The 25,176-nt window shown below is 64.8% G+C and carries 23 protein-coding genes and 1 tRNA gene; 16 read left to right on the top strand and 8 right to left on the bottom strand.

Translation table 11 applies throughout. From position 1 onward, the window contains the following. The first annotated feature begins 84 nt into the window (after nucleotides 1-84). On the top strand, nucleotides 85-867 hold the full coding sequence (locus HU760_RS20830) for an energy transducer TonB (protein ID WP_186673839.1): 783 nt from the start codon (nucleotides 85-87) through the stop codon (nucleotides 865-867). Continuing rightward, nucleotides 864-1,319: a ribosomal protein S18-alanine N-acetyltransferase gene (gene rimI / locus HU760_RS20825; protein WP_085626970.1), complete on the top strand. Its 456-nt coding sequence runs from the start codon at nucleotides 864-866 to the stop codon at nucleotides 1,317-1,319. Before HU760_RS20830 ends, rimI begins: the two co-directional genes overlap by 4 nt. A 114-nt stretch (nucleotides 1,320-1,433) precedes the next feature. On the opposite strand, the gene HU760_RS20820 is transcribed toward rimI, so the two are convergent. Then, nucleotides 1,434-2,591, bottom strand: a complete 1,158-nt coding sequence (locus HU760_RS20820) for a hypothetical protein (protein WP_186673838.1) — start codon at nucleotides 2,589-2,591, stop codon at nucleotides 1,434-1,436. Between the two features lie 67 nt (nucleotides 2,592-2,658). Between HU760_RS20820 and HU760_RS20815 the strand changes: the two genes are divergently transcribed. Further along, nucleotides 2,659-3,240 carry a D-Ala-D-Ala carboxypeptidase family metallohydrolase gene (locus HU760_RS20815; RefSeq protein WP_186673836.1) on the top strand — a complete coding sequence of 194 codons (582 nt, stop codon included), beginning with the start codon at nucleotides 2,659-2,661 and terminating at the stop codon, nucleotides 3,238-3,240. On the opposite strand, the gene HU760_RS20810 is transcribed toward HU760_RS20815, so the two are convergent. Further along, nucleotides 3,180-4,097, bottom strand: a complete 918-nt coding sequence (locus HU760_RS20810) for a LysR substrate-binding domain-containing protein (protein ID WP_186673834.1) — start codon at nucleotides 4,095-4,097, stop codon at nucleotides 3,180-3,182. The genes HU760_RS20815 and HU760_RS20810 overlap by 61 nt on opposite strands. Nucleotides 4,098-4,279: 182 nt before the next feature. Here HU760_RS20810 and HU760_RS20805 point away from each other — a divergent pair, with 182 nt between their 5' ends. Then, on the top strand, nucleotides 4,280-4,891 hold the full coding sequence (locus tag HU760_RS20805; protein ID WP_186673832.1) for a LysE family translocator: 612 nt from the start codon (nucleotides 4,280-4,282) through the stop codon (nucleotides 4,889-4,891). A gap of 66 nt (nucleotides 4,892-4,957) precedes the next feature. Here the strand turns inward: HU760_RS20805 and HU760_RS20800 are convergent. Next, nucleotides 4,958-5,034, bottom strand: a tRNA-Met gene (locus HU760_RS20800). 291 nt (nucleotides 5,035-5,325) lie between these two features. Here HU760_RS20800 and HU760_RS20795 point away from each other — a divergent pair. Together HU760_RS20795 and HU760_RS20790 are read left to right on the top strand one after the other, a co-directional pair. Further along, nucleotides 5,326-6,537, top strand: a complete 1,212-nt coding sequence (locus HU760_RS20795) for an MFS transporter (RefSeq protein ID WP_186673830.1) — start codon at nucleotides 5,326-5,328, stop codon at nucleotides 6,535-6,537. 320 nt (nucleotides 6,538-6,857) lie between these two features. Continuing rightward, nucleotides 6,858-8,015, top strand: a complete 1,158-nt coding sequence (locus HU760_RS20790) for an MFS transporter (RefSeq protein ID WP_186673828.1) — start codon at nucleotides 6,858-6,860, stop codon at nucleotides 8,013-8,015. 6 nt (nucleotides 8,016-8,021) lie between these two features. On the opposite strand, the gene HU760_RS20785 is transcribed toward HU760_RS20790, so the two are convergent. Then, the gene (locus tag HU760_RS20785) at nucleotides 8,022-8,978 is read right to left on the bottom strand and encodes a FecR domain-containing protein (protein WP_186673826.1); all 957 of its coding nucleotides are present in this window, start codon (nucleotides 8,976-8,978) and stop codon (nucleotides 8,022-8,024) included. Further along, nucleotides 8,965-9,480: a sigma-70 family RNA polymerase sigma factor gene (locus HU760_RS20780; RefSeq protein ID WP_186673824.1), complete on the bottom strand. Its 516-nt coding sequence runs from the start codon at nucleotides 9,478-9,480 to the stop codon at nucleotides 8,965-8,967. The genes HU760_RS20785 and HU760_RS20780 overlap by 14 nt, the downstream gene beginning before the upstream one ends. Nucleotides 9,481-9,649: 169 nt before the next feature. On the opposite strand from HU760_RS20780, the gene HU760_RS20775 reads away from it, so the two are divergent. The 3 genes from HU760_RS20775 to HU760_RS20765 are packed head-to-tail and all read left to right on the top strand — an operon-like array spanning nucleotide 9,650 to nucleotide 13,836. Next, entirely contained in the window at nucleotides 9,650-10,276 is a 627-nt protein-coding gene (locus tag HU760_RS20775; protein ID WP_186673822.1) for a DNA-3-methyladenine glycosylase family protein, read from the top strand. A 40-nt stretch (nucleotides 10,277-10,316) separates the two neighbouring features. Next, complete coding sequence (gene ada, locus HU760_RS20770; protein WP_186673820.1) at nucleotides 10,317-11,369, top strand: bifunctional DNA-binding transcriptional regulator/O6-methylguanine-DNA methyltransferase Ada; 1,053 nt, start codon at nucleotides 10,317-10,319, stop codon at nucleotides 11,367-11,369. A gap of 55 nt (nucleotides 11,370-11,424) precedes the next feature. Further along, a complete protein-coding gene (locus tag HU760_RS20765) occupies nucleotides 11,425-13,836 on the top strand; it encodes a DUF3772 domain-containing protein (RefSeq protein WP_186673818.1) in 2,412 nt (803 codons plus the stop codon). Nucleotides 13,837-13,892: 56 nt separating this feature from the next. On the opposite strand, the gene HU760_RS20760 is transcribed toward HU760_RS20765, so the two are convergent. The 3 genes from HU760_RS20760 to HU760_RS20750 all read right to left on the bottom strand — a co-directional run bounded on the left by HU760_RS20760 (nucleotide 13,893) and on the right by HU760_RS20750 (nucleotide 17,322). Next, the gene (locus tag HU760_RS20760) at nucleotides 13,893-15,323 is read right to left on the bottom strand and encodes an aldehyde dehydrogenase family protein (protein ID WP_186673817.1); all 1,431 of its coding nucleotides are present in this window, start codon (nucleotides 15,321-15,323) and stop codon (nucleotides 13,893-13,895) included. A gap of 13 nt (nucleotides 15,324-15,336) precedes the next feature. Further along, nucleotides 15,337-16,836 carry a purine-cytosine permease family protein gene (locus HU760_RS20755; protein WP_186673815.1) on the bottom strand — a complete coding sequence of 500 codons (1,500 nt, stop codon included), beginning with the start codon at nucleotides 16,834-16,836 and terminating at the stop codon, nucleotides 15,337-15,339. Between the two features lie 96 nt (nucleotides 16,837-16,932). Further along, nucleotides 16,933-17,322: a YybH family protein gene (locus HU760_RS20750; RefSeq protein ID WP_186673806.1), complete on the bottom strand. Its 390-nt coding sequence runs from the start codon at nucleotides 17,320-17,322 to the stop codon at nucleotides 16,933-16,935. Between the two features lie 226 nt (nucleotides 17,323-17,548). On the opposite strand from HU760_RS20750, the gene ycaC reads away from it, so the two are divergent. From ycaC to HU760_RS20715, 7 genes are all read left to right on the top strand, one after another. Next, nucleotides 17,549-18,169 carry an isochorismate family cysteine hydrolase YcaC gene (gene ycaC, locus HU760_RS20745; protein WP_186673804.1) on the top strand — a complete coding sequence of 207 codons (621 nt, stop codon included), beginning with the start codon at nucleotides 17,549-17,551 and terminating at the stop codon, nucleotides 18,167-18,169. Between the two features lie 168 nt (nucleotides 18,170-18,337). Continuing rightward, a complete protein-coding gene (gene ppk2 / locus HU760_RS20740) occupies nucleotides 18,338-19,156 on the top strand; it encodes a polyphosphate kinase 2 (protein WP_186673802.1) in 819 nt (272 codons plus the stop codon). Between the two features lie 37 nt (nucleotides 19,157-19,193). Further along, a complete protein-coding gene (locus HU760_RS20735) occupies nucleotides 19,194-20,390 on the top strand; it encodes a monovalent cation:proton antiporter-2 (CPA2) family protein (protein ID WP_186673796.1) in 1,197 nt (398 codons plus the stop codon). A gap of 39 nt (nucleotides 20,391-20,429) precedes the next feature. Next, nucleotides 20,430-21,527: an AI-2E family transporter gene (locus HU760_RS20730; RefSeq protein ID WP_186673791.1), complete on the top strand. Its 1,098-nt coding sequence runs from the start codon at nucleotides 20,430-20,432 to the stop codon at nucleotides 21,525-21,527. Between the two features lie 13 nt (nucleotides 21,528-21,540). Next, nucleotides 21,541-23,061, top strand: a complete 1,521-nt coding sequence (locus HU760_RS20725) for an efflux transporter outer membrane subunit (protein WP_186673782.1) — start codon at nucleotides 21,541-21,543, stop codon at nucleotides 23,059-23,061. After that, the gene (locus HU760_RS20720; protein WP_186673780.1) at nucleotides 23,058-24,155 is read left to right on the top strand and encodes an HlyD family secretion protein; all 1,098 of its coding nucleotides are present in this window, start codon (nucleotides 23,058-23,060) and stop codon (nucleotides 24,153-24,155) included. The genes HU760_RS20725 and HU760_RS20720 overlap by 4 nt, the downstream gene beginning before the upstream one ends. Beyond that, the gene (locus HU760_RS20715) at nucleotides 24,145-25,167 is read left to right on the top strand and encodes a DUF2955 domain-containing protein (RefSeq protein WP_186673778.1); all 1,023 of its coding nucleotides are present in this window, start codon (nucleotides 24,145-24,147) and stop codon (nucleotides 25,165-25,167) included. The genes HU760_RS20720 and HU760_RS20715 overlap by 11 nt, the downstream gene beginning before the upstream one ends. Nucleotides 25,168-25,176 lie beyond the last annotated feature (9 nt).

Below are 25,176 nucleotides of genomic sequence, written 5' to 3'. Positions count from 1 at the left end.
TAAAAATCCGCCGACCAGTTGCGGCACTCGCATGCCAACGGCGTTAGAATGGCCCTTTGTCTTCACCCCTCGGAACCCCGCCCCTTGCTCACCGAACCCCGTCGCCGCGCCTACCTTTCCGCCATGCAAGTGGTGCACTGGCTGCCGCGCGCCGAACTGCCGTTCGCTGCACCGTCGCGGCCCGAGCTGCTGCTGCCGGTGGCTCCGGTCGAAGACCTCGATTTCGAAGTCAGGCCCGCAGCCGCCAACGAAGCGCCCGCCACCCCGCAGGCGCGTTCCGGCGAGCGCCCGAAAATCGAAATACCGCGCCCGGCCAGTGCGCCCAAACCGGTCGCCAAAGCCGCCGAGGCGGAGGAGCCGGTCGCAGCCGCTCGCCCGGCACCCGTGCCGCCCCCGCGCTTCTCGCTGCAGCTGCTGCGCGCCGGCAGCTGCCTGCTGCTGGTGGAACTGGCCACCGGCCAGCCGTTCCAGAGCCGCGACCCGTCCTACCTGCTGCTCAAGGACATGCTGCGCGCCGCCGGCCTGCCCGACGCCCCGCAGATCATCGGCGAACCGGTGCGCTGGCCGCTGCTGGTGCGCGGCAACCTGGACCAGGGCCCGGAGGCCGCGCGCGATTTTGTCCAGGGCTTTGTCCAGGCGCGCCTGGAAGACGCCCCGTGCGCCTGCCTGTGGCTGGTCGGCCTGCCGGCGCTGCGCTTTGCCGCCAATGCCGACAGCGACGCCTATTACCAAACCCTGACGCTCGAGGGCCTGGGCGACGCCTGGGCCTTGCCGGGCCTTGAACTGTTGATGGACGAGCCGCAGCGCAAGGCGGACGTCTGGAAAGCCATGCGCCAGCTGATGGCGCGCTGGAAGAGCGTTGAATGAGTGACTCGATCAGCTTCCGCCCGATGACCGAGGCGGATCTGGATGCCGTACTTAAAATTGAATATGCCGCGTTCAGTCATCCCTGGACCCGTGGGATCTTTCAGGATGCGCTCAAATCCTACGAAGTCTGGCTGATGTTCGACGGCCAGCAGCAGGTGGGGCATGGCGTGATCAACGTGATCATCGACGAGGCGCACCTGCTCAATATCACGGTCAAGCCGGAAAACCAGGGCCGTGGCCTGGGCCTGCGCCTGCTCGAACACCTGATGGCCCGGGCTTACCAGCTCAATGGTCGCGAGTGTTTCCTGGAAGTGCGTGCCAGCAACCAGTCTGCCTATCGCCTGTACGAGCGCTATGGTTTCAACGAAATCGGGCGCCGTCGCGACTATTACCCGATCGCCGGCGGCCGCGAGGATGCGCTGGTGATGGCCTGTACCCTGCTCGAAGACTGAGCAGGCCTGCACGGCCCCCTTCGCGGGCATGCCCGCTCCCACAGATGAAGTGCAAGGCCTGAGGCTTATGCTACCTGTGGGAGCGAGCGTGCTCGCGAAGACACCGGATGTCGTTTACAGACCCTGCGGTTGAGCCTCGACCGGCTTGTCCAGTTCGCGCAGGCTTCGGGTCACGCTGGCGGTATTGCATTTTGCTGCAGCCTGCTCCGGCGTGTACTTGCGCACAGTGCGGAAGAACAGTTCACAGGTCTGCTTTTTCTGTGTCACCTGCCACTTGGTCGCGCAGGCATCCAGTGTCAGCTTGGCATCGGCCCGTTGATTGCGCCCCATCCCGGCTTGCCAGCAGGCGGCTGTCAGATCCTGCCCCATCATCTTCAGCCCGGCGGCATCGGCTGCGTCCTGATTGCCGCCATGGCTATCCTTGTCCGCTGCATACCAGATGGCACTGGGGTGGTTGGCGCCCAGTACCGGCACCTTGGCCCCGGCTTGCGGGCTGATGGTGACCAGACCCAGCACATTCACCTGCGGGCCGTATTGCTGCTGGATCCAGCTGCGCACCGGCGCGCCGAAGGCAACCATCGGTAGCGGTTTGGCGGGGTTCTGCAGGGTCATCTCGCTGACCATGCGCACCTGATAGTCCTTGAAGTAGCTGTAGGTGTCCTTCAGCGTTTCACCGGCGCTGGCCGGTGCGGCGATGGGGGCGATATCGATGATGGTCTGGTAGGCCGGGGTCTGGCTGGCGTCGACACCGTTGAAGGTCAGCAGCTCGGCCCAGCGGTCGGTGGTGTTGGAGCGCAGGTAATCCTGGGCCTGGGTCAGCGAGTAATCCGGCGGGAAGTGCAGCAGCTCGATACTGCGGCGGTTCTGCAGGGCCATGCCCAGCGGCAGGAACAGGTACCAGTCGTAGGACCATTTGCCGTCCTTGTTCAGCTGGGTGGCGCCCTGGTAGGCCAGTTCACCGGTGTCGAGCAGTTTGCGCAGGGGCTTGGCATAGCTGGCGGGTACACCGGTGATGGTCGCCTGCAGGCGGTCGTTGTCGCGGCTGACCTTTACCTGGGCATCGGCATGGCCATCGCGCCGTACGCTCTGGGTCAGGTAGTGCTCGACGGTCTGTTCCAGGGTCCAGTCGCGATAGCAGATGACGTGGCAGTTGTTGGGGAAGGCGAACAGGCGGGTAACGCGTTGGGTGTCGCCCAGGTCGATGTGCGCGTCGGCTGCGGCCAGGCCGCTGAAGGCGAGGGCGATGAGGCCCGGTAGGGCAATCTTGTGCATGCTTAACTCCTTGTCGTGCGCCGCCGTGTTTGGCAGCGTTGCACATACTGGGGCAGGGAGAACAGGGATGGAAAGGGCTAGATGGTTGCTGCTGGCGCTGGGCATGCTGGGGGCTGCGGTGCAGGCCGATGAGCGTGACCTCTGGATGTTCGCGCAATGGGCCGGGGACCATCAGACCCGGCCATTTCGCCAGATGCTGGTGGACGCCCGCCTGTATGGTGTGGTGCCGATCCATCAGTTGCTGCGTTCGGCTTCGGACTGGCGGCTGTGCCGGGCTTCGCCTTTTGCGCTGCCGCCTGCGAGCAACTGGCCGGCAGTGCGGGCCACGCTGTCGTTGATCAAGGTGCTCGACCAACAAGGCATCCTGCGCCAGTTCGAGGTGGTGTCGGCCTACCGTGACCCAGGCCTCAACCGCTGCGCGGGGGGTGCCGTGGGTAGCGCGCATACTCGCGCCTTTGCGGTGGATATCCTGCTGCCGGCGTGGGCCGACCCCAACCCGCTATGCCGTTTCTGGCAGCAATCCGGCCAGGCCTGGAACATGGGGCTTGGGCGCTACCCGAGCGGGCGCATTCACATCGATACCGCAGGCTATCGCACCTGGGGCGGTGACGGCCGTTCGGGTTCGTCGTTCTGCACCAGGCCCAGCTGAGCCAGGCAACTGCGGCATTCGTCCGTCACCCAGGCGGCGAAGCGCTGGCGCTTGCCGTCGTCCTGCAAAGGCTGGGGGCTGAGCAGGTGATAGGCCGAGCCGTCGCGCACAAAACCGAAGGGGGCTTGCAACTGCCTGCTGTCGAGTTCGTCGCGTACCATCAGGGCGGAGGCCATGGCCAAGCCCAGGCCAGCGCTGGCGGCCTGGATCGACAGGTAGAAGTGCTCGTAGTCGCTGCGCTCGCTATGCCGGGCCTGCTGGCCGCTCAGGCGCAGCCAGGTGGGCCAGGCAGCGGGGCGGGTGCTGCTGTGCAGCAGGCGCTGGTGGTCGAGCCGCACGTTGGCGGTGGGGTGGCACACCGGGCCGATCCATTCATCACAAATCTTCACGCTATGCAGCTGGTTGCCCCAATGGAAGTCGTCGCGGCGGATCGCCAGGTCGACGCCGCTGCGGCTGAAGTCCAACGGCCCGCCTGCAGCCACCAGGTGCAACTGCAGGTCGGGATGGGCAGCGTGGAAGCGGGGCAGACGCGGAATCAGCCAGCGCATGGCGATGGTGGGCTCGCAGGACAGCACCAGCACATTATCGCGGCCCTGTTGTTGCAGGCGCTGCACTGCGCCTTCAAGCTGCTCGAAAATCGCCTGGGTAGTGCTGTGCAAGGCACGCCCGGCCGGGGTCAGGAAAATGGCCCGGTTGCGGCGTTCGAACAGTTCCACGCCAAGGCTTTCTTCAAGCAGGCGCACCTGGCGGCTGACCGCACCATGGGTGACGTGCAGGTGCTCGGCTGCGCCCACGAAGCTTTCGGTCTGCGCGGCGATGTCGAAATAGCGGAAGGCGTTCAGTGGCGGCAGCTTCATGGCGTCCCTGTTTGCCTGTGCCGGCCTGTTCGCGGGTAAGTCCGCGAAGAGGCCGGCACAGGCCCTTATGATCAGTGAGAAAAACTAGCAGATTCATCTCACTTTAAATCGATTTTTCCATGTTCATAAGCGCTCGATAATCAACGCATCTGTGCATTTCCATCGTCTATCGAGAGCCCGTCATGACCGAACTCATCGCCATCTCCCTGTTCACCCTGCTCGCCGTCATCAGCCCCGGCGCGGATTTCGCCATGGTTACCCGCAGCAGTTATGCACAGGGCCGCAAGGCCGGGCTGGCTGCCGCCGTGGGCATTGCGCTGGGCGTGCAGGTGCACGTGCTGTACACGGTGCTGGGGATTGCCCTGATCATCAGCCACAGCCCGGCATTGTTCCTGGCCATGAAAGTGCTCGGGGCGGGTTACCTGATCTACCTGGGTTACCGGTTGCTGACCCGCCGCAGCCAGGTAAGCGTGGACGGGGAGGCGGGCCAAGCGGGTTCGCTGGTTGCACTGCGTACCGGCTTTCTGACCAATGCTCTCAACCCCAAGACCATGCTGTTCGTGATCAGTGCCTATACCCAGGTGGTTCAGCCGGGCAGCTCACTGGCACTGGACTTGGCTTATGGCGGGTTCATGTCGTTTGCTCACTGGGCCTGGTTCAGCCTGGTGGCGGTGTTCTTTTCCAATGCGGTATTGCGCAAGGCGCTGCTGGCAAAGCAGCAGCTGGTCGACCGGATGATCGGCGTCGCGCTTATCGGTCTAGGCCTGGCCGTGGCGTTCGCCGGGGTGAAGTGAGGGAGGGCGAGTTTTCTGCAGGCAAAGAAAAAGGGCTTACCTTGCGGTAAGCCCTTCGTCTTTGTTTGGTGGCTACACAGGGACTTGAACCCCGGACCCCAGCATTATGAATGCTATGCTCTAACCAACTGAGCTATGTAGCCGATGGCGCGCATTATTCTCTTGAACGGCCCCCCTGTCAACACTCATTTCAAAAAAAATTTGCACGCTTTCAAAAACTTAGCGGCCAGGCACGGTTTCTACCTGCGCTGACGGGATTGGTCTGCCAGCGACAAGGCCGTTTCACCCAGCAATGGCGGGGATGAGGCAGGGAGGGGGCTAATCGGAGTCAGCCCATTTCCAGGAAATGTATGACAGGGCTGTAAAAAAGGTAGCTAGGTAGCTATCTATTTCCTGATAATCGGATCCCAGACTACGGACGGAGATTCAGGCACATGGCTATCAGCGCCTCCACGGCGTCCACCAGTGCAGCGGCGAGCCACGCTACGCCGTTGGTGATGCGCATCATCGGTTTCTGCGCGCTGGCGCACCTGATCAATGACCTGATCCAGTCGGTGCTGCCGGCGATCTATCCGATGCTCAAGGCCAACTACGACTTGAGTTTCGCCCAGATCGGCATGATCACCCTGACCTTCCAGATCACGGCCTCGTTACTGCAGCCCTGGGTCGGCTTCTTCACCGACCGCCGGCCAGCACCCAACCTGTTACCGCTCGGCACCCTGTGCACCCTGGTGGGCATCGTGATGCTGGCTTTCGTCGGCAGCTTCCCCATGATCTTGCTGGCGTCGGCGCTGGTAGGCATCGGCTCATCGACCTTCCACCCGGAGACCTCGCGCATCGCCCGCCTGGCTTCGGGCGGGCGTTTCGGCCTGGCCCAGTCGACTTTCCAGGTGGGTGGCAACAGCGGTTCGGCGCTGGGTCCGCTGCTGGCGGCGGCGATCGTCATTCCGTTCGGCCAGAGCCATGTGGCCTGGTTCGGCCTGGCCGCGTTGTTCTTCCTGTGCGTCACCCTGATGCTGCGCAACTGGTACAAGGAACACCTCAACCAGGCCAAGGCGCGCAAGGTGGTGCAGGCGACCCACGGCATTTCCCGCACGCGGGTGGTCGCGGCGCTGATCGTGCTGGGGCTGCTGGTGTTCTCCAAGTACTTCTACATGGCCAGCTTCACCAGCTACTTCACCTTCTACCTGATCGAGAAATTCCAGGTATCGGTGGCCAGCTCGCAGCTGCACCTGTTCCTGTTCCTCGGTGCGGTGGCGGCGGGTACGTTCTTTGGTGGGCCCATCGGTGACCGCATCGGGCGCAAGGCGGTGATCTGGTTCTCGATCCTCGGCGCGGCGCCGTTCACCCTGGCACTGCCGTATGCCGACCTGTTCTGGACCGCGGTGCTGAGCGTGGTGATCGGTTTCATCCTGGCTTCGGCGTTTTCCGCCATCGTGGTGTATGCGCAGGAGCTGGTACCAGGCAGCGTCGGCATGATCGCCGGCATTTTCTTCGGGCTGATGTTCGGCTTCGGCGGCATTGGCGCGGCACTGCTGGGGTATGTGGCAGACCTGCGCGGCATCGAATATGTATATGGGCTGTGCTCGTTCCTGCCATTGTTCGGGTTGTTGGCGGTGTTCTTGCCGAGTACCGGTAAGCATTGATCTTGCCGGGGCTGCAAGGCAGCCCCGGCGATTGACGACCTGACCCCCTTGGCCTAGAGTGCCGCCTCTTCCCCAGCCACCTGCGTAGTAGCCATAGCAATGCGCCGTACCCAGTCCCAGCCAAACGCCCGCCAGCCTGCTCTCCAGGCTCTGCGTCGTGCGTGGCCGAGCGACACTGTGCTCAAGCGCCGCCGCAGCGTGCTGTTTGCCTTCACCTTCTCGCCACACCTCGCCTGACCTGATCTGCGCTTTCGCGTCGCGCGCCGTCCTGGCGTGCGCGCCTGTGTCTGCACGTCTTTTTGGTTTGCAAGGAGTGGTACATGAACATGCGTTTGCTGGCGGGCCTGTTGTTCGCCGTCTCGGTTGTGGGTTTCAGCCTGGGAGCCAGCCTGCCGCTGGTGTCGTTGCGCCTGCATGAGGCCGGGGCGAGCACGCTGGAGATCGGCGTCATCTCGGCCATTCCTGCTGCGGGCATGATGCTCTCGGCGTTTCTGGTCGATTGCTGCTGCCGCCATTTCACCCGGCGCACCCTCTATCTGCTGTGCTTCAGCCTGTGCACAGTAAGTATCGCCCTGCTCGAATCGGCGTTCGGCTCCCTGTGGCTGCTGGCGTTACTGCGCCTGGGCCTGGGGCTGGGCATGGGTATCGCCATCATCCTCGGCGAATCGTGGGTCAACGAACTGTGCCCGGAACATAACCGCGGCAAGATCATGGCCCTGTACGCCACCAGTTTCACCGGCTTCCAGGTGCTCGGCCCGGCCATGCTGGCCGTGCTGGGTGCCGACAGCCCATGGATCATCGCCGTGGTCACCGCCTGCTATGGCCTGGCATTGCTGTGCATCGTGCTGACCGTGCCCAACGACTTTGTCGAACATGAAGAAGGCGACAAAAGCTTCGGCCTGGCCGGTTTCTTCCGCGTGGCACCGGCGTTGTGCGTGGCGGTGCTGTTCTTCTCGTTCTTCGATGCGGTGGTGCTGTCGCTGCTGCCGGTCTATGCCAGCAGCCATGGCTTTGCCGTGGGCGTGGCGGCGTTGATGGTGACGGTGGTGTTTGCCGGCGACATGCTGTTCCAGCTGCCGCTGGGCTGGTTGGCCGACCGGGTCGAACGTACCGGGCTGCACCTGGCCTGCGGGCTGGTGGCGATGGCGATCGGTATCGGCTTGCCATGGCTGCTGAACATGGCCTGGCTGCTCTGGCCGCTGCTGGTGCTGCTGGGGGCCGTGGCCGGAGGTATCTACACCTTGGCGCTGGTGTTGATCGGGCAGCGCTTCAAGGGCCAGGACCTGGTTACCGCCAACGCCAGCGTAGGGTTGCTGTGGGGTGTCGGTAGCCTGGTCGGGCCGCTGTTGAGCGGTGCGGCGATGGACGTGGCGCCGCATGGTCTGCCGATGGCGCTGGCACTGATGGCCGGCTTGTTCGTGTGCTTTGCCCGGCAGTCGTACCGGCGTGCGGGGCGTTTGCGGGCGTTGGCTGACTGAGGGTATTCAGGCCGCGGCGATGCTCACCCAATAGCGCGTGCGATAATCGACCCGCACCGGCAGGCTGCGGGTGAGCAACTGCAGGATCTGCCCGGTGTCGTTCAACTGGTAGGTGCCGGACACGGTCAGCCCGGCCACCTCGGGTGCGCAGCGCAGCAGGCCCGGGCGGTAGCGGGCGAGCTCGGCGATGAACTCGCCCAGCGGCATCTGTTGCACGCTGAGCACTCCGTCGGTCCAACCCCATGGATCGCTGCGCAGCGTCACCGCCTGGAAGCTGCCGCTGGCCCACACCTGCAAGGTTTCGCCAGACAGCACCCGGCGTGGCGAGGCAGAGGCGGGGAACAGCGTGACGTCACCCCGGCGCACTGCCAACAGCAGGCCGTGCTCGTTCTCGCGCAGCAGCAGTTGGCCGCCGAGGGTGGTCATAGGGCCGACGCGCGTGTCGATGCGGAATGGGCGGTTGTCGTTGGGGTTGCTGTCCAGGCTTACCTCGCCGCGCAGCAGTTGCAGTCGGCGTTGCCCGGCACTGTAGTGCAGGTCGATGGCGCTGGCAGTATTGAGCTGGATGTGGCTGCCATCGCTGCCTTGCAGTTGGCGGCGCTCGCCAGTGGCGGTACGGCTGTCGGCCAGCAACTGAGGCAGGCCCAGCGGTTCACGCGCGGCCCAGCCCAGGCTGCCGGCCCCGGCCAGCAAGGCCAGCAGCTTGAGGTGGTCGCGGCGACTGCTGCGTTGCTGCTGGCACGTCTGCAGGGTGCGCCGGCTCAGGTCGTTGGGTAGCCCGGCCAGCTCGTCGCCAAGGCGACTCACTCGCTGCCAGGCCAGGGGGTTGTGCGGGTGGCTGGCCAACCATTGCTGGAACTGCTGCTCGAGACGTGGGCTGGGGCGGTCGAAGCGCAGCTTCACCAGCCAGTCGATCGCCTGGTCAACGTGCGCCTGCGCGGGCGTGCTGTCAGGCATCGGCATAGCGCAACCGGTAGCAGGCGCCCAGGGCCTTGGCCAGGTCACGCTCGACCGTGGCGCGCGACACGTTCAGGCGTTGGGCAATCCGCACGATGCTCAAACCCTCGAGTTGCGCCAGCAGGAATGCCTGGCGAGCGCGCGGCTTCAGTTGCTGCAAGGCCTGGTCGAGGCGCGCCAGGGTATCCAGTATGACCAGTCGATGTTCTTCGCTGGGCACGTGGGCTTCGGGCAGATGGGCCAGGCTTTCCTGGAAGGCCCGTTCCAGCGCGCGGCGGCGGAACTGGTCGATCATCAGGCCACGGGCAATGCTGCTGAGGTAGGCGCGTGGCTCCTTCAGTGGCGACACCTGGCGCGCCCGCAACAGCCGCACGAAGGTATCCTGGGCCAGGTCGGCGGCATGCTCGCTGCACCCGACCCGGCTGCGTAGCCAGCCGCGAAGCCAGGTGTGATGGGCCTGATAGAGCAGAGCGACCTCGGCCGGCTTGAGCATGTCGTTGGTCTGCATCTTGGTGAAGGCCCGGTTCCGTGCGCATGCGATTGTGAATGGTTCTCAATTCTATGCGGGGATGAGGCTACTGGGCAACGGTATGCGAGCAATTACCGCGCAAGAACCGGCGTTTACCCATTGCATGGCTGCGCTAAGCTGGACCTGCAATCGACCTGATGGAGGTGCCATGATCCTCGCCGACCTTTCGCCTGACGCCTACCGTGAGGCCACTGAATACCTGGCGGCGCTCGACCCGGACTGGTCACGGCATATCGCCGCGACCGGGCCTTGCCTGCACCAGGCCACACCGGGGCGTGAACCCTATGAAGTGCTGGTGCGGGCCATTGCCTACCAGCAACTGCATGCCCGTGCCGCAGAAGCGATTATCGGGCGGTTGCTGGCGCTGTTCCCGGACACCGCGTTCCCAGAGCCGGAACAGTTGTTGGCGATTACCCCGGAAACGATGCGCGCCTGTGGCTTTTCGGCAAGCAAGATGGCGACGGTACAGGGCATTGCCCAGGCCCGGCTGGAGGGCCTGGTGCCGACCCGGGAAGAAGCCATGGCCATGGCCGACGAGGCGTTGATCGAGCGGCTGGTGGCGCTGCGCGGGGTAGGGCGGTGGACAGTGGAAATGTTGTTGATCTATAGCCTGGCCCGTTCGGATGTGCTGCCGGTGGACGATTTCGGCGTGCGTGAGGGATACCGGCGGCTGAAAGGCCTGGACAAGGCGCCGACGCCGGCACAGATGCGCTCTCTGGGGGGCGGTTGGCGGCCGTATCGCACCGTGGCGGCGTGGTACCTGTGGCGGGCCTGAAGAGGGCGGCACAGGCAGCAACCTATCAGGACACTGACCAATGAATTTCTACACCACCCCCGAGCAACGCTGGCAAGCCGTAGAATCCCGGGACACCGCTGCCCGCGGCCACTTCGTCTACGCCGTGCGCACCACCGGTATCTATTGCCAGCCCGGCTGCAAGTCACGCCTGGCCAAACGTAGCAACGTTGCGTTCTATGACACCCCGGCCGCCGCCGAAGCGGACGGTTACCGCGCGTGCAAACGCTGCACCGCAACCACCACGCCCTGTCGCCACAGCCAGCTGATCACCCGCGCCTGCCGCCTGATCGAAGCGTGCGACCCCGCGCCCAGCCTGGACCAGCTCAGCGCCGAGCTGGCCATCAGCCCGTTCCACCTGCACCGGCTGTTCAAGGCCGAAACCGGCCTTACCCCCAAGGCCTACGCCACGGCCTTCCGTGCCCGACGCCTGCGTTCGCACCTGGGGGATGGCCAGCGTTCGGTCACCGATGCCATCTACGACGCCGGCTACAACTCCAACAGCCGTTTCTACGAAAGCGCCGAGCAACGCCTGGGCATGCGCCCGCGGCAATACCGCGCCGGTGGTGCCGGGGCGACCATTCACTTCGCCCTTGGCCAGTGTTCGCTGGGCGCGATTTTGGTGGCCCAGAGCGAGAAGGGCATCTGCGCGATCCTGCTGGGCGACGACCCCGAAGCTTTGCTGCGCGACCTGCAGGACCAGTTTCCCAAGGCCAGGCTGATCGGCGGCGATAGCGCCTACGAACAGCTGGTTGCCGAAGTGGTGGGCTTTGTCGAAGCGCCGTCATTGGGCCTGGCCCTGCCGCTGGATGTGCAGGGCACCGCCTTCCAGGAGCGAGTGTGGCAGGCCCTGCGTGAGGTGCCGGCCGGTAGCCGGGTCAGCTATACCGAGATCGCCGAGCGCATTGGTGCGCCGAAAGCGGTACGTGCGGTGGCGATGGCCTGCGCGGCCAACCACATTGCTGTGGCGATCCCTTGTCATCGGGTGGTGCGCCGCGACGGCGACATCAGCGGCTATCGCTGGGGCGTAGCGCGCAAAGCGCAACTGCTCAAGCGAGAAACGGCACTCTCCTGAAGGCCTGAAGCCGCGTAGAATCCCCCGCCAAATCGAATTGCAAGAGGAATATTCGATGAGGCGTGTCAGCCTTGCCCGTTATTGCCCAGGCCTGCTGGTCCTGGTGGCCTTTATGCTGGTTGTTGCCAGCCCTGCCTGGTCGGCCAACGCCACGCCGTTATCCAACCTGGCTGTCGCCGAAGCGCCCGTGCTGGATGAAAACGCCAGCTTCGAGCAACTGAGCGAACGCCTGGATCAGATCCGCCAGGGCGTAACCAGCGAGGCCAACGACGACCTGCTGTCGCAACTGCGACTCGGCGCCGTGCAGGTTCAACGCCAGGCTGATGCATTGAGCGCCCTGCGCACTGCCGACGTGGAAAAACTCGATGACAAGCTCAAGGTCATCGGCCCGCGTCAGCCGGACGAAGCAGCAGCCCTGACCCAGCAGCGCAAGGAACTGGAGGCTGAGAAAAAGGCACTGGTGGCGCAGCAGGACCAGGCCATCAAGCTGACCCAGTCGGCGCGCGACCTGTCTACGCAGATCGTCAACCTGCGCCGCAGCCAGTTCAACTCGCAGATCACCAGCCGCGCAGCCTCGCCGCTCAGCCCGGCATTCTGGCAGAGCATCATTCGCCCCACCCAGGATGATGTGGCGCGCTTGCGTGACCTGCGTGGCGAGGCGGCCGATGCCATTGGCAGTGCCTTCAGCGCCGAGCACCGCTGGTTGTTCATCACCAGCCTGGTGGCGGCGATTCTGGTCTGGACCTTGGTGCGCCGTGTATTCGAGCGCCTGCTGGCCAGCGCCATGGTCCGCTGGCTGCCGGAAGGCCGCCTGCGCCGCAGTTCGTTGGCGTTGGGCGTGAGCCTGGCAACCCTGGGCACCATCGCCGGCTCGGTTTCGCTGCTGCGTTGGGGGCTGGAGAGCAGCGCCGAACTGGGCTCCGATATCGCCAGCCTGGCCAACCATGTGCTCGCTCTGGTGGTGTTCAGTGCCTTCATCACCGGCCTGGGCCGGGCCATGCTGATGCTGCAGCGGCCGTCCTGGCGCCTGCCGCCGATCCATGACGAAGTGGCCAGCGCGCTGGGCTGGTTCCCCAAGGTGCTGGCGCTGGCGCTGATGGTCATGATGACCATGGAGCGCATCAACAGCGTTATCGGCGCCAGCCTGGCGTTGACCGTGGCCGTCAACGGTCTCACTGCGCTGGTGGTGTCGGTTACCTTCGCCGGTGCACTGCTGCGTTATCGCCGCACCCTGCGCAAGCATGACCTGCAGCGCCCCACGGGCCTGGCCGGGTTGATTCCGTTCGTGATGGTGATCTGGCTGACACTGATTCTGCTGGCCCTGCTTGCCGGTTACCTGACGCTCGCCTACTTCCTCACCGCCAAACTGCTGTGGGTCAGCCTGGTGATCACCTGTGCCTACTTGCTGACCACCTTCCTTGGCGACCTGTGCGAAACCTTGCTGTCGCCGCGCCAGCCCGGTGGCCTGACGCTAGCCTCGACCCTGGGTTTGGCTCCCCGTCACCAGGCTCAGGCCAGCACCATCCTTGCCGGTATCGGCCGCACCGTGGTTCTGTTCCTGGCGCTGTTGCTGGCCCTGATGCCGTCGGGTACCAGCCCCAGCGAGCTGCTGCTGAGCCTGGCTGACTGGGACGGGACCGGTGGCAAGCTGCTCGGCAACATGAACATCGTGCCCCAGGACATCCTGCTGGCGCTGGTGATTTTCTTCGGCGGGCTGTTCGCCATCCGCGTGGTCAAGCGCTGGCTGAGTGAGCGTCTGCTGCCGGAAACCGACATGGACGCTGGCATGCGCGCCTCGTTGGTCACCCTGGTGGGTTACCTGGGCTTCATCTTCCTGGCCATGCTGGTGATGTCGACCTTGCGCATCAACCTCACCAGCCTGACCTGGGTGGTCAGTGCCCTGTCGGTGGGTATCGGTTTCGGCTTGCAGCAGATCGTGCAGAACTTCATCTCCGGCCTGATCCTGCTGACCGAGCGCCCGGTTAAGGTGGGCGACTGGGTCAGCCTGGCTGGTGTCGAGGGCGATATCCGGCGCATCAACGTGCGCGCCACCGAGATCCAGATGTCCGACCGTTCGACGGTGATCGTGCCCAACTCGCAGTTCATTTCCCAGAACGTACGTAACGTGACCATGGGCAATGCGCTGGGTGTGGTCGGTATCACCCTGACCTTGCCGCTGGAGACCGATGCCAACCGCGTGCGTGAGCTTTTGTTGGCGGCGTATCAGGAGCATGAGGCAATTCTCGACGCTCCGGCCACGTCGGTGTCGTTCAAGGATCTGACCAGCAGTGGCATGGTGATCGGCGTGAGTGGTTACGTGGCGGGGCCGCGGCAGGTGTCGGGTACCCGCAGCGACCTGCTGTTCACCATCCTTGGGCGTTTGCGTGCCGAAGGCATTGCCCTGTCTTCGCCGCAGAGCCTGGTACTGGTGCAGGACAACGCGCGGACGGCTGACGAAACGGCGTGAATGCTTGGGGGCGCAAAGCGCCCCCGCATTCTGGCGGCAACCCTATCTTTGCAAGATCAGCCCAGACACCGCGTCACATGCTTCACCGACTGGTACGCCGACAACCCCCACGGCCCCAGCTCGCGGCCGATCCCGCTGCCCTTGGTGCCGCCCCACGAAGTTTCGACGAACACAGCCTGCACCGAGTTGATCCACACATGGCCAACCTCCAGCGCATCGGCCACCCGCTCGGCGCGCGCCAGGTCGGCGGAGCACACCGTCGCCACCAGCCCGAAGCGGCTGTCGTTGGTTTCGGCAATCGCTTGCGCCTCGGTAGCGAAGCGACGCGCGCACAGCACCGGGCCAAAAATCTCCTCGTTCCACAAGCGGCTGTCCTTCGGCACATCGGTATACAGCGTCGGGCTGACGAACCAGCCATCCCGGTCCAGCGCCCTGCCACCGGCCAGGCACTGCAAACCTTCTTCCCGCGCCGTGGCAAAGTAGCTGGCCACCTTCAGCCACTGTGCCTGGCTGGTCAGCGGCCCCATGTCGACCTCTTCGGTCAGCGGGTTGCCCACCCGCAGGTTTTCCAGTGCCGCCTGCAAGCGAGGCAACAGCGCATCGGCAATGCCGTCGTGCACCAGCAGCCGCGACGTGGCCGAACACATCTGCCCGGCGTTCCAGGTGATGCCGGCGACGATCCAGTCCACCGCCTGGTCGACATCGCAATCATCGAACACCACGATTGCCGATTTGCCGCCCAGTTCCAGTGTTACCGGCCGGCACTGCGCTGAAGCGCTGCGCATCACCTGGCTGCCGACGCTGTTGCTGCCGGTGAAGGACAGCTTGTCCAGGCCCGTGTGGTTGCCCAGTGCGGCGCCGGTCTCGGCCTTGCCGTTGACGATGTTCAGCACCCCGGCGGGCAGGCCCAGGCTGTCGGCGATCTGGCCGTAGGCCTGTTCGACCAGCGGGGTAACCTCCGAGGGCTTGAGCACCACGGTACAGCCCGCTGCCAGGGCCGGGGCGAGCTTCCAGGCGCTGGTCACCAGCGGGAAGTTCCACGGCACGATCAGACCGACCACACCCACCGGTTCCAGGCGGGTGCGCGCAGTGAAACCCGGGGCAGCCAGGGGTACCTCACGGTTTTTCGACGGCAGTTGCTCGGCCAGCTCGGCGTAGTAGTTGAACGTGGCAATGGCATCATCCAGGTCGATTTCCGCCTCGTGGCGCGGCTTGCCATTGTTGCGCATCTGCAAGCTGATCAACGCTTCGCGGCGCTGGCCCAGTTGCTCGGCAAAGCCGCGCAGGTAGCCAGCGCGCTCGCTGGCGCTGGTGGCTTTCCAGGCGGGCAGGGCAACACGGGCGGCGGCCACGGCCTGGTCGACCTGGGCTGCGCTGGCCGCCATCAGTTCGGCGAACGGTTGCCCCAGCGCAGGGTCATTGACGCTGATGCAGTCGCTGCCCTGGCCTTCGACCCAGCGGCCGGCGATGTAGTGGGAAGTGGTCATGGTCAGTTTCCAGTCAGGCCATTTCGGCAGTGGTTACCGGCGTATGCGCGGTGCTTTTGCAACGCACCCAACGCGGGCCCAGGGGGCCATACACGCCAGCGGGTTCGGGGAACAGGTTGAGCAGTGCCAGGTACAACACACCGGCCAGGCCCAGGGTGACCGGCAGGCTCAGGTCGATGCCGCCAGCCAGGTCACCCAGTGGGCCGACGAATTGCCCCGGCAGGTTGACGAAGCACAGGCCGACTGCCGCGCTGGGGATCCATGCCCCCATGCCGCGCCAGTTCCAGCCATGCAGGAACCAGTAGTGGCCGCCACGCTGGCCGCGGGTGAACACCTGCAGGTCATCGGCATGGTAGAAGCCGCGGCGGGTGACCAGGCCAAGGATCATGATCACCATCCACGGGCTGGTGCAGGTGATGATCAGCACGGCAAAGGTCGACACACTCTGTACCAGGTTGAAGGTGAAGCGGCCGATGAAGATGAAGCCGATCGCCAGCACACCGATCAGCAGGGTGGCGCCGGCACGGCTGAGCAGGCGCGGGAACACGCTGGACATGTCCAGGCCGGTGCCATACAGCGCGGTGGTGCCGGTGGACATGCCGCCGATCACGGCAATCAGGCACACCGGCAGGAAGAACCAGCTTGGCGCCACCGCCAGCAGGCCACCGACGTAGTTGTTGGCGGTGATGTAGTCGGGTGCCTGGGTCGCTACCAGCGTGGCGGTGCACAGGCCGAACAGGAACGGGATCAGCGTCGCCCCCTGGGCCGCGATTACCGCCAGCATGATGCGCGCCTTGGGCGTTTCTCGCGGGATGTAGCGCGACCAGTCGCCCAGAAACGCACCGAACGACACCGGGTTGCTCATGGCCAGGATCGCCGCGCCGACGAATGCCGCCCAGAAGCCTGGCTGGCCGAGGTTGACGCTGCCGGCGTAACCGGCATCGAACGGCCCGGCAAAGGCGACGATGCCGAGCAGGAACAGCAGGCTCGAAGCCCACACGGCTACCTTGTTCACCCACAGCATGAAGCGGAAGCCGAAGATGCACACCACCAGCACCAATACCGCGAACAGGCCATAGGCCAGGCCCAGGGTCAGGTCGGTTTCCGGCAGGCCGGCCAGGCGCTTGGCACCGCCCACCAGGGCATCTCCGGAACTCCACACCGACAGCGAGAAGAACGCCACCGCCGTGAGCAGTGACAGGAACGAGCCGACGATGCGCCCGTGCACGCCAAAATGCGCGCCCGACGACACCGCATTGTTGGTGCCGTTGAGTGCGCCGAACAGGCCCATCGGTGCGAGGATCAGGGCGCCCACGCCGACGCCAAGCAGGATCGCCCATACCCCGGCCTGGAACGACAGCCCGAACAGTACCGGGAAGCTGCCCAGCACTGCCGTGGCGAAGGTATTGGCACCGCCGAAGATCAGGCGGAACAGGTCCAGCGGGGAGGCGTCGCGTTGATCGTCAGGGATCTGTTCGACGCCGTTGGTCTCGATACCGGTCGAGTGGCTCATGGTGATGCTCCAGCGCGGTTGTTGTGGGCCGACGCGGTGCGCGGGCCTTCTTGTGGGTGCGATGGCAGGGCGGCAAGGCCGCAGGAAAGATGAAGATCAGCCCGGGGAGACGACTGACAGGTGCTCGTGGCAGGCCAGCCAATGTTCGCCGTGGCGGCGGAAGACGATGGTCTCGCGTTCGCTCAGCTGGTGTTCTGCACCGGCACTGCGGATGTGCGTGGCCACGTCATGCATGAAGATCGCCACATCGCCTTGCAGGCTCACCTGGGCGTTGCCTGATTCGCAGGCGAGCACGGCAAAGCCATCGGCCTGCCACTGCGCCCACAGTTCTTCATAGGCCCGGCGTGACAGCAGGGGCTGCGGCAAGGTGTGGAACAGGAAGGTGGCGTCTTCGCTGAAGCAGGCGAAATAACGGGCGGTGTCGTTGCTGGCGAACGCGGCAACGAGATCGGCGGCGGCTTGCCGTACCTGGAGTGTCTGGTCCACGGGAGTGGCCTCACGGTTCTTGTGATTATGGGTGAAGCGATTCTGGTGGCGGCCGGCGGGCGGAAAAATCGCTGCAGGCAAATAATCAGTTCAGGAATTCGTGAAGTGAACCTGCAAGCGCGCTGGGCAGCACAGGCAGCCGCGAGTGAACCGACTGGCGGCATGCCCCGTCGCAGATCCTTGCCTACGCTGATATTCCCAACCCGCCGAAGCAAGGAGATTCGCCATGGCCTTCCAATACAAGCGCCTGGACAAGAACAATGCCGCCGTGCTGCTGGTCGATCACCAGACCGGTCTGCTCTCGCTGGTGAGGGATATCGACCCCGACCGCTTCAAGAACAATGTCCTGGCCCTGTCGGACCTGGCCAAGTACTTCAAGCTGCCGACCATTCTCACCACCAGTTTCGAAACCGGCCCCAACGGCCCGCTGGTCCCCGAACTGAAAGAGCAGTTCCCCGACGCCCCCTACATCGCCCGCCCCGGCAACATCAATGCCTGGGACAACGAGGACTTCGTCAAGGCGGTCAAGGCCACCGGCAAGAAGCAGTTGCTGATCGCCGGGGTGGTTACCGAAGTGTGCGTGGCTTTCCCGGCACTGTCGGCGCTGGAGGAGGGGTTCGAGGTATTCGTCGTCACCGACGCCTCCGGTACTTTCAATGAACTGACCCGTGACTCGGCCTGGCGGCGCATGGAGGCGGCGGGAGCGCAGTTGATGACCTGGTTCGGCGTGGCCTGCGAGCTGCACCGCGACTGGCGCAACGACATCGAAGGGCTGGGAACCCTGTTCTCCAACCATATTCCGGACTACCGCAACCTGATGACCAGCTACAACAAGCTGGCCAGGTAAAGACTCCAAAGCCACCTACCCTGTGGAAGCGGGTCAGCCCGCTCCCACAATCAGCCGAACACCCACAAAATCAATCGGCTAGAGGCAAATCCTGCGGAAACTGCAAGCGAAGCGGCAAATCGCCATGGATCGACCATACTGATTCCTCAATCGCCTCAGGAGAGCGCCATGTCGAAGCCGTCCAGGAATAAAGCCACCCTCGACCAACCGGAAAAACTGGGCAGCAAGGCATACGAGAAGGAACTTAAGCGCCTGCATGTGGAGCTGGTAAAACTGCAGGAGTGGGTGGTGGCCAAGGGGCTGAAGGTCTGTATCGTCTTCGAAGGGCGCGATGGCGCTGGCAAGGGCGGCACCATCAAGGCCATCACCGAGCGCGTCAGCCCTCGGGTATTCCGTGTGGTGGCGCTGCCGGCACCGACCGAGCGGGAAAAGACCCAGATGTACCTGCAGCGCTATGTGGGCCATCTGCCTGCCGCAGGCGAGGTGGTGATCTTCGATCGCAGCTGGTACAACCGCGCCGGGGTTGAACGGGTGATGGGCTTCTGTTCAAGCGAACAGGTCGACAGGTTCCTCACCGGTGTGCCGCTGTTCGAAAAGCTCATGGCCGAGTCGGGCATCATCCTCATCAAGTACTGGCTTGAGGTCAGCGCCGAAGAGCAGACCCGGCGCCTGCAGGATCGCATCAATGACGGCCGCAAGCTGTGGAAACTCTCGCCGATGGACCTCAAGTCCTACACCCGTTGGGATGACTATACCCAGGCCCGCGATGACATGTTCGCCGCGTCGGACACCGCCTGGGCGCCCTGGTTCATGGCCCACTCCAACGACAAGCGGCGTACCCGGCTGAACATCATCAGCCACATGCTCAGCCGCATCCCCTACAAGGACATCACCCAGGACCAGGTGGTGAAGCTGCCCAAGCGCGGCAAGATCGGCAAGTACAAGGCTGTTGCCTACCCGTTCAAAGTGGTCGAAGAGCGTTTCTAGGTCCCCTCCCTGCGGGGAGCAGCAAGGGTGCAAACCTATGCCACATGACGGCAGCCTGCTACAGGCAACGGTAGTGTTCCTGCTGGCCGTGGTGCTTCTGGTGCCGCTGGCGCAGCGTCTGAAAATGGGCGCGGTGCCGGGCTATCTGCTGGCCGGCATCCTCATCGGCCCCTCTGTGCTCGGGCTGCTCGACAACCCCGAGAACGTGGCGCGGCTATCGGAAATGGGCGTGGTCATGCTGTTGTTCGTCATTGGCCTGGAGCTGTCACCGCAGCGCCTGTGGACCATGCGCCGGGCGCTGTTCGGCGTCGGTTCGCTGCAGGTAGGGCTGACGGCAGTCGCGCTGGGCCTGCTGGCGTATTTCGCGTTCGGCCAGTCGAAGGCTGCAGCAATCGTGCTGGGCCTGGGCTTGGCATTGTCTTCGACAGCGTTCGGCCTGCAAGTACTGGCCGAACGCAAGGACCTCGGCAAGCCCCACGGTCGCCTTGCCGTGGCCATCCTGTTGTTCCAGGACATAGCGGCCATTCCATTGATCGCCGTGGTGCCCCTGCTCGGTGGCAACGTCAGCACCGCCGACGAAGGCTCCTGGCCGCTGCTGGCGGTGGCGGTCGGCCTCGGCACGTTGATCGTCTTTGGCCGCTACCTGTTGAGCCCGGTGTTCAAGTGGACGGTCGGTTCGGGCTTGCCGGAACTGTCGACCGCTACCGCCTTGCTGGTGGTGCTGGGCACGGCCTGGGTGATGGAGCATGTGGGCGTGTCGATGGCCCTGGGTGCCTTTCTCGCCGGCGTGCTGATGGCCGAGTCGCCTTTCCGGCATGAACTGGAGACCCAGATCGAACCACTCAAAGGCTTGCTGCTGGGGCTGTTCTTCGTCGGCGTCGGCATGAGCGCCGACCTGCGCCTGCTGTTCGACCGGCCGCTGCTGGTGTTGGGGCTGACGCTCTTGCTGGTGGCCATAAAACTGCCGCTGCTGTATGGCCTGGGGCGTACGGCCGGTGGTCTCAACCAGGCGCAGGCGCTGTGCCTTGGCGTGGTGCTGGCCTCTGGCGGCGAGTTTGCCTTCGTGGTGTTCAAGCTGGCACTGGAGCACCAGGTGCTGGCGCAGCAGGTGCACGACCTGTTGGTGCTGGCCATCACCTTGTCGATGGCAGTGGTGCCCCTGGTAATGATGGCCCTGGCGCGACAACTGCGTGGCGACAGCCCCGCCCAGGCAAGCCCCGAAACGGGCCATTGAAACGCGCCACAAGGCGTAGCTTAAGGTCGGAGGTGAAGCATGCAACCGGGTATCAAGCTGGACAGCAGCCTGTCGCGGGGCTTGCTCGATGTGTTCATCAAGGCTGGCCTGATAGCTGCCCTGGTGATGTTTGCCTTCCAGACGTTCCAGCCGTTCCTGGAGCTGATGCTGTGGTCGGTGATCCTGGCAGTAACACTGTATCCCCTGTATTGCCGTATCCAGCGCCGGACGGGCCTCAAGGACGGTATCTCGGCGACCCTGGTGGTGGTGCTGGTACTGGTCGTGCTGCTGGTGCCGATCTACCTGGTGGTGATGTCCATCGGCGAATCGGTGGACAGCCTGGTGACCTTGCTCAAGAGCGGTGCCTGGAGCGTGCCGCCACCCCCTGAGTCGGTGGCGACCTGGCCGCTGATCGGGCCGAAAGTCCATGCCCTGTGGCTGGCGGCCTCGGAAAACATGGCCAGTGTGCTGAACCAGTGGATGCCGCAACTCAAGGGCGCAGGGCGCACGGTGCTGGGGGCTGCTGCCAGCGCCGGGGGCGCGTTCCTGCTGTTCATCGCGGCAATCGTCATCTCCGGCATCATCATGGCCTTCGGTGACCGTGGCGAAATCGCCGCGCAGCGCATCGCCATGCGGGTATCGGGCGAGGAGCGCGGCAAGCCCCTGGCCAAACTGTGCACCGCCACCATTCGCGCCGTGGCCCAGGGCGTGATCGGCATCGCCTTCATCCAGATGTTGCTGATCGGTGTCGGCTTCGTCGTCAAAGGGGTACCAGGTGCCGGGATGCTGGCCATCGTCATCCTCATGCTGGGGATCGCCCAGGCACCCGCCACGCTGATTACCGTGCCGGTGATCATCTATGTGTTCAACGCCGAAGGCTTCACCGTGGCCACCATCGTGTTCGCCATCTACACCTTCGTCGCGGGGCTTGCCGACAACGTGCTCAAGCCGTTGCTGCTGGGGCGCGGTGTGGACGTGCCGATGCCGGTGGTACTGATCGGCGCACTTGGCGGCATGGTGGTCAAAGGCATCATTGGCCTGTTCATCGGCCCGGTGATCCTCGGCGTCACCTATGTGCTGTTCTGGCAATGGGTGGCATTGCAGGTGCCGGAAAATCCCACAGAGCCGACGGCCTGAGCCAAGGCCTGCCATGTCCGGGCGCATCTACGGTTGTGCATTGAGCCTGGTTGCCATGTTCACCGGCTGCACCCAGGTCGGCCCGGATTTCCAGACGCTGCAGGACCCCTGGCTGCACAGTTGGGATACTCCTCTGCTGAAGCAGGCCGGGCAGCAGGCCGCGGCACCCGACCTGCGTCAGTGGTGGGCGGTGTTCGCCGACCCTGCGCTGGACGCCCTGATTGCCGAGGCTGATGCCAACAACACCAACCTGCGCGTAGCTGGCTTGCGCATCGCCGAAGCGCGCGCCCAGCTGGCTATCGTGCAGACTGGGCGTTATCCACAACTGCAGCAACTGCGTGCCCAGAGCCTGTACCTGAAGCAGGACCAGTCTGGCACCGCTAGTGCTCGCGACTCGGTGTTCTGGCAATCCAGCGCAGGGTTCGACATCGGCTGGGAAATCGATTTCTGGGGGCGCTTCAGCCGTGCCATTGAAAGCGCCGACGCCGCCTACTTTGCCTCCCAGGCCAATTATGCCGATGCCATGCTGCTGTTGCGGGCGCAGGTGGCCGATACCTACTTTGCCCTGCGCACCGCCGAGGCGCGGCTGGATATCGCCGAAGAAAACGCCCGGCGCCAGGCGCGCAGCCTGGAAATTACCGAGCGGCTGTTCCGCCATGGTGAAAACGACGAACTCGACTGGCAACAGGCGCGCACCCAGTTCCTCGCTACCCAGGCCACCATCCCCGAGTTTCAGAACCAGCTCAATGCCCTGCGCAACGTGCTGTGTTCGCTGTTGGGCCGGCCACCCGGGCCGTTGCCGCAGCTGGATGCAGGCCATGGCCAGCTGCCGTTGCCGGACCGTGCCGTGCTGCAGGACGTACCCGCCAACCTGCTGCAGCGGCGCCCGGACATCCGCGCCGCCGAGCAGGCAGTGGCCGCGCAGTCGGCGCTGGTCGGGGTGGCCGAGGCCGATCTCTACCCCCAACTGAGCCTGCTCGGCAGCATTGGCTGGAGTTTCGTCACGGCCAGTCACCTGCCCGACACCTTCGACCTCGCCGCCGGGCCAAGCCTGATCTGGAACCCGTTCGACTACGGCCGACGCAAGAATGCCGTGCGCGTGGAGGATGCCCGCTTGCAGCAGCTGATCGAGCTGTACCACCAGGGGGTGCGCGAAGCCGCGCGCGAGGCGGACGACGCCGCCAGCGGGCTGGTGCGCTCGCTGCAGAGCGCGCGCATTCGCGACCAGGCCTCGCAGGCCGCGCAACGCTCGTTGAGCCTGGCCAGCTCGCAGTACCGCGAAGGTTTCGCCGACTTCCAGCGCGTACTCGACGCCCAGCAGCTGCTGTTGCAGCAACAGGATGGTTACCTGGTCAGCCGCGGCAATGCCGTGAGTAGCCTGGTGACCTTGTACAAGGCCCTGGGTGGCGGTTGGGACGCCAGCCGCGCGCCGATCGACCCGGCTACACGCCAGCAGATGCAGCAACGAACCGACTGGGGCGAGCTGCTCGACGAGCCAGCCCCCAGCGTACATGCACAAGGTGAAACCAAATGAGTGACGCTGCACCAACACCGCCCCCGGCCGCGCCGGATCGCGGCATGCGCTGGGTACTGCTGCTGATTATCGTGAGCCTGCTCTGGTATCTGCTGGCCGACCGTTTCACACCCTACACTCAGCAGGCCCGCCTGCAGGCCTATGTGATACCGGTCAGTGCCGAGGTGGCCGGCCAGGTGAAGCGCGTGGCGGTGGGCAACAACCAGGAAGTACGCCGGGGCGAAGTGCTGTTCGAGCTGGACCAGGAGCAATACCGCATCGCCCTGGCGCGTGCCGAGGCCGATCTGGACACGGTGCGTCGGCAGATCGGCGCCCACACCGCCGGCATCGATTCGGCGCAGGCGGCGTTGGTGGCGGCGCAGGCCAACGAGCGCAAGGCGCGGCAGGACGCCGAGCGGCTCAAGCGCCTGATCGACGAAGACCCGGGTACGGTGTCGGTACGCCGCCTGGAAGGCGCCCAGGCCACTCGCGACCAAGCCATCAGCCAGGTGGCTGCAGCCCGCGCCGAAGTGGAGCGGGCACGGGAGCAGCAGGGCGGAGGGCAGGATGACAACGCCCAATTGCGCAGTGCCGCAGCCAATGTGGAAAAGGCCCGCCTGGACCTGGCACGCACCGTGGTGCGCGCCGATGCGAACGGCTTGATCACCGACCTGCGTACCGACGTCGGCCACTATGTCGGGGCCGGCAGCCCGATGATGACCCTGATTGCCATCCATGACGTGTGGATAAGTGCCGACATGACCGAAAACAACCTCGGCCGCCTGCGCCCCGACACCCCGGTGCTGGTGGTGCTCGACGCACTGCCCGGTATGGTGTTGAAGGGGCGCATTCGCAGCATCGGCTATGGCGTGAGCGTGGGCCAGAGCACACCGCCGGGTACGCTGCCGACCGTGCAGAACAGCCGCGAGTGGCTGCGATCGTCGCAACGCTTTCCGGTCATCGTCGAACTGGAACGTGACCAGTTGCAGGACAAGAGCGGACTGCGGGTTGGCGGCCAGGCCGAGGTCATGGCCCTGCCCAGCGAAGGCAACCCGTTGAACCTGCTCGGCCGGCTGTTCATGTGGTTGATGAGCTGGCTGTCGTATGCCTATTGAATTGCGCCGCCTGCGCGCCCTGCGCCTGGCCTGGGGTGTGGCGCTGTGCCTGGCGGTGAGTTTCGGCATTGGCTTGCCGGTGCCGATCCTGGCGCCGGTGTTCGCGGTGCTGTTGCTGGCCATGCGCAGCCAGCCTTTGCCGCTGCGTGCGGCACCGGCCCTGGCGCTGCTGGTGCTGCTCAGTTGCGGCAGCGGGCTGTTGCTGATTCCGCTGCTGCGCCATGCGCCGGTCAGTGGAGTGTTGCTGGTGGGCGTAGGCGTTTTCCTGACCTTGCGCTACGCCCTCAAGGGCGGTAACGGCTTGCTGGCGAACCTGCTGGTGATCGGGCTGACCATGATCGCCGCCGCCGGTACCAGCGACTTCACCCTGGCATTGTCGGTGGTCGAAGCATTGGCCAAGGGCATGCTGCTGGCGGTGTTGGGCACGGCCGTGGCACATCTGCTGTTTCCCGAACCTGCCGATGCGCCGTTGCAACCGGCACCGTCGCTGCTGGACCGTGAGCAGGTCAGCTGGGTGGCGCTGCGTGCCACGCTGATCGTGATGCCGGCGTTCCTGCTGGCGCTGATCGCACCGGACCAGTACATGCCACTGATCATGAAGGCGGTAAGCCTGGGGCAACAGGCTGGTGAGACCCGCGCGCGGCATGCCAGCCGGGAACTGATCGGCTCGACCTTGCTGGCCGGCTTGCTGGCGATCCTGCTGTGGGGGGCGTTGAGCCTGTTCGTGCACCTGTGGATGTTTTTCCTCTGGGTGCTGCTGTTCGCACTCTGGCAGGGGCGGCGGATGTACCAGGCCGTGCCCAACCGGCAGGGCCCGGCCTATTGGCTGAGCTGCCTGATGACCATGCTGATTCTGCTGGGGCAATCGGTGCAGGACAGTGCTGGCGGACAGGATGTCTACCGCGCCTTTGCCGTGCGCATGGCGCTGTTCCTGGCGGTGTCGGTGTATGCCAGTGCCATGTTGATCTGGATCGACCGGCTTCGGCTAAGGCGCGGCCTTCTTCGCGGGTGAACCCGCGAA

Source organism: Pseudomonas oryzicola (assembly GCF_014269185.2).
GTDB lineage: Bacteria > Pseudomonadota > Gammaproteobacteria > Pseudomonadales > Pseudomonadaceae > Aquipseudomonas > Aquipseudomonas oryzicola.
The sequence above is the reverse complement of the archived record's forward strand: the minus strand, read 5'-3'. Positions and strand labels throughout refer to the sequence as shown.

Bases quoted from the DNA above. Each gene is read 5' to 3' on its own strand.
- HU760_RS20730 (WP_186673791.1), top strand. From the start codon at position 20,430: ATGCAACCGGGTATCAAGCTGGACAGCAGCCTGTCGCGGGGCTTGCTC.
- HU760_RS20780 (WP_186673824.1), bottom strand. From the start codon at position 9,480: ATGCAGACCAACGACATGCTCAAGCCGGCCGAGGTCGCTCTGCTCTAT.
- HU760_RS20735 (WP_186673796.1), top strand. From the start codon at position 19,194: ATGCCACATGACGGCAGCCTGCTACAGGCAACGGTAGTGTTCCTGCTG.
- ppk2 (WP_186673802.1), top strand. From the start codon at position 18,338: ATGTCGAAGCCGTCCAGGAATAAAGCCACCCTCGACCAACCGGAAAAA.
- HU760_RS20805 (WP_186673832.1), top strand. From the start codon at position 4,280: ATGACCGAACTCATCGCCATCTCCCTGTTCACCCTGCTCGCCGTCATC.
- ada (WP_186673820.1), top strand. From the start codon at position 10,317: ATGAATTTCTACACCACCCCCGAGCAACGCTGGCAAGCCGTAGAATCC.
- HU760_RS20785 (WP_186673826.1), bottom strand. From the start codon at position 8,978: ATGCCGATGCCTGACAGCACGCCCGCGCAGGCGCACGTTGACCAGGCG.
- HU760_RS20775 (WP_186673822.1), top strand. From the start codon at position 9,650: ATGATCCTCGCCGACCTTTCGCCTGACGCCTACCGTGAGGCCACTGAA.
- HU760_RS20725 (WP_186673782.1), top strand. From the start codon at position 21,541: ATGTCCGGGCGCATCTACGGTTGTGCATTGAGCCTGGTTGCCATGTTC.
- HU760_RS20760 (WP_186673817.1), bottom strand. From the start codon at position 15,323: ATGACCACTTCCCACTACATCGCCGGCCGCTGGGTCGAAGGCCAGGGC.
- HU760_RS20715 (WP_186673778.1), top strand. From the start codon at position 24,145: ATGCCTATTGAATTGCGCCGCCTGCGCGCCCTGCGCCTGGCCTGGGGT.
- HU760_RS20765 (WP_186673818.1), top strand. From the start codon at position 11,425: ATGAGGCGTGTCAGCCTTGCCCGTTATTGCCCAGGCCTGCTGGTCCTG.
- HU760_RS20820 (WP_186673838.1), bottom strand. From the start codon at position 2,591: ATGCACAAGATTGCCCTACCGGGCCTCATCGCCCTCGCCTTCAGCGGC.
- rimI (WP_085626970.1), top strand. From the start codon at position 864: ATGAGTGACTCGATCAGCTTCCGCCCGATGACCGAGGCGGATCTGGAT.
- HU760_RS20815 (WP_186673836.1), top strand. From the start codon at position 2,659: ATGGAAAGGGCTAGATGGTTGCTGCTGGCGCTGGGCATGCTGGGGGCT.
- ycaC (WP_186673804.1), top strand. From the start codon at position 17,549: ATGGCCTTCCAATACAAGCGCCTGGACAAGAACAATGCCGCCGTGCTG.
- HU760_RS20720 (WP_186673780.1), top strand. From the start codon at position 23,058: ATGAGTGACGCTGCACCAACACCGCCCCCGGCCGCGCCGGATCGCGGC.
- HU760_RS20810 (WP_186673834.1), bottom strand. From the start codon at position 4,097: ATGAAGCTGCCGCCACTGAACGCCTTCCGCTATTTCGACATCGCCGCG.
- HU760_RS20755 (WP_186673815.1), bottom strand. From the start codon at position 16,836: ATGAGCCACTCGACCGGTATCGAGACCAACGGCGTCGAACAGATCCCT.
- HU760_RS20790 (WP_186673828.1), top strand. From the start codon at position 6,858: ATGAACATGCGTTTGCTGGCGGGCCTGTTGTTCGCCGTCTCGGTTGTG.
- HU760_RS20795 (WP_186673830.1), top strand. From the start codon at position 5,326: ATGGCTATCAGCGCCTCCACGGCGTCCACCAGTGCAGCGGCGAGCCAC.